This window comes from Mesorhizobium sp. Cs1321R2N1 (assembly GCF_037179725.1).
GTDB classification, from domain to species: domain Bacteria; phylum Pseudomonadota; class Alphaproteobacteria; order Rhizobiales; family Rhizobiaceae; genus Mesorhizobium; species Mesorhizobium salmacidum.
Window position 1 is genome coordinate 1 of the sequence record NZ_JAPYKP010000283.1, and the last position, 2,263, is coordinate 2,263.

The window sequence follows — 2,263 nt, forward strand, 5'->3', positions numbered from 1 at the left end:
AGGAACGCCTCGATAAAGCTCATCTGTCCCGTCCGCTTCACCGCCATCGCAAATCCCTCCGAGCCATAATCGAAGTGAATCACAATGCCAGAATTGCGCAACAGGCCCCTTGTGGGAGAAGGTGGCCGAGCGAAGCTCGGTCGGATGAGGGGTGCTCCAGCTTGACGCCCGCGCTCCGTCCAAGACCCCTCAACCGTCTCGGCGCTGCGCGCCGATCCACCTTCTCCCACAGGGGGAGAAGGGAAGACATGGTGGTGCTGGCTCATCATCAATTCCCCGCCTGTTGCTGCGGCAAGAGATAACCGGTGGTCGAGCGGGCCAGCACCAGATAGCGCGCGGCAACGGCCTTGACCTCGTCGGTGGTGACCTTGCGGATGCGGTCCGGCCATTGCTGCACGTCCTGCACGTTGCCGCCGGTGGCGAGTGTCGAACCATAGATATTGGCCATGGAGTCCTGCTTGTCGCGGGCAAAGATCATTGACCTGACATAGCGGTCCTTGGCTTTTTCGAGCTCATCCGGGGTCACGCCGTCGCTGGCGATGCGCGCCACCTCGGCATCGACCGCGGCTTCGACGTCGGCCAGCTTGGCGTCGCCGCGCGGCGCGCCGTAGACGGTGAAATTGGTGTCGTCGAGCATGGTGCCCTGGAAGTACGCACCGGCGCTGGAAGCGATGCCCTGCTTGATGACGAGCGCCTGGTAAAGCCGGCTGCGATTGCCACCGCCAAGGATCTCGGCGAGCAGATCGAGCGCTTCGGCCTCGCCAGGCTTGGCGGTGTGATAGGAGGGCACGACCCATTGCGTCGAGAAACTCGGCACGCTGACGCGGGCGTCGGAGAGCGTCACGGTGCGCCTGGTGTTCTGCTCCGGCTCGACCGGGCGGACGCGCGGCGGCAGATCCGGCCCGCGGGCAACCTTGCCATAGGTCTTTTCGGCCAGCGCCTTCACCGTTTCCGGTTGGACGTCGCCGGCCACGATCAGCACAACGTTGTTGGGCCGGTAATATTTGTTGTAGAAGGCGACGGCGTCGATGCGGTTCAGCTGTTCCATCTCCTGCATCCACCCAATAACCGGAATGCGATAGGGCTGGTTCTGCCACAGTGTGGCGTCGACCTCCTCGTCGAGCACCGCCTGCGGATTGTTGTCGATGCGCGAGCGGCGCTCCTCCAGGATCACATCGCGCTCGGTCTTGATGACGTCGTCGGTGAGGATAAGGTTGCGCATGCGGTCAGCCTCGAAGCTCATCATCAGCTCAAGATCCGACGGCGCCACGGTCTCGTGAAAAGCGGTGTAGTCGTAGGAGGTGAAGGCGTTGTTGGAGCCGCCAATGTCGGAGACGGCGCGGTCGAACTCGCCGGCTTCGTGATGGGCCGTCGCCTTGAACATCAGATGCTCGAAGAAATGAGCGATGCCGGATTTGCCCGGCGGTTCGTCGGCGCTGCCGATTTTGTACCAGACCATATGGGTGACGATTGGCGCGCGATGGTCGGGAATGACGACCACTTCCATGCCGTTGTCGAGCAGGAAGTCCGTGACCTTGAACTCGGCCGGCACAGTGTCTGGCAATACGGCGTTGTCCGCCAGCACAGGGTCGGTCATGAACAAAGCCAGCGACGTCGCCAGCAGCGTTGCCCTCAGCCACTCAGTCTTGGATGTCATCGATGGCTCCGGTTTCATGCAGCGACGATAGGCAAGGCGCTGGCGACAAGCAAAGTGAATTGTTGGCCATGTTTGGCGGCAAAGGCGGCGGCAAAGAGGCCACTGCTGAAAGAGGCTTGTCAGGCAGCTTCGATGAAGCGGATGACAGTCTCGCCGTAGTTGCGCTCATCAAGCACGGAAAAGCCCGGGCCCGGCTCGAAGGGAACCGACGCCGTCTCCTCGATCACGCAGAGCGCCCCGGGGCGCAGCCAGCCGCCGGCCATGGCCGACCGCAGCGCGCGCTCGCCAAGGCCCTTGCCATAGGGCGGATCGGCAAAGACGAGACCGAACGGCGCCAGCGTGCCCGCCTCGCCAAGGCCCGTTGCATCGCGGCGGAAGATCTTGGTGCGTCCGGTCAGGCCGAAGGCCTCGACGTTGTCGCGGATCAGGCCACGGCCTTCGGCCGATTCCTCGATGAAGACGCCATAGGATGCTCCGCGCGACAGGGCCTCCAGACCAAGCGCGCCGGTGCCGGCGAACAGGTCGAGCACGCGCGCGCGCTCCAGTTGCCCGGCAAAGCGATGCGCCAGAACGTTGAAGACGGCCTCGCGGGTGCGGTCGGTCGTC

The 2,263-nt window shown here is 63.8% G+C and carries 2 protein-coding genes; both read right to left on the bottom strand.

Annotation, left to right across the window (positions count from 1 at the left end; genetic code table 11):
* Positions 1-268 precede the first annotated feature (268 nt).
* Positions 269-1,657, bottom strand: a complete 1,389-nt coding sequence (locus tag O7A61_RS31960; RefSeq protein WP_337133134.1) for a M16 family metallopeptidase — start codon at positions 1,655-1,657, stop codon at positions 269-271.
* 119 nt (positions 1,658-1,776) lie between these two features.
* The coding region (locus O7A61_RS31965; protein ID WP_337133135.1) for an RsmD family RNA methyltransferase at positions 1,777-2,263 on the bottom strand (487 nt) is incomplete at its 5' end.

Bases quoted from the DNA above. Each gene is read 5' to 3' on its own strand.
- O7A61_RS31960 (WP_337133134.1), bottom strand. From the start codon at position 1,657: ATGACATCCAAGACTGAGTGGCTGAGGGCAACGCTGCTGGCGACGTCG.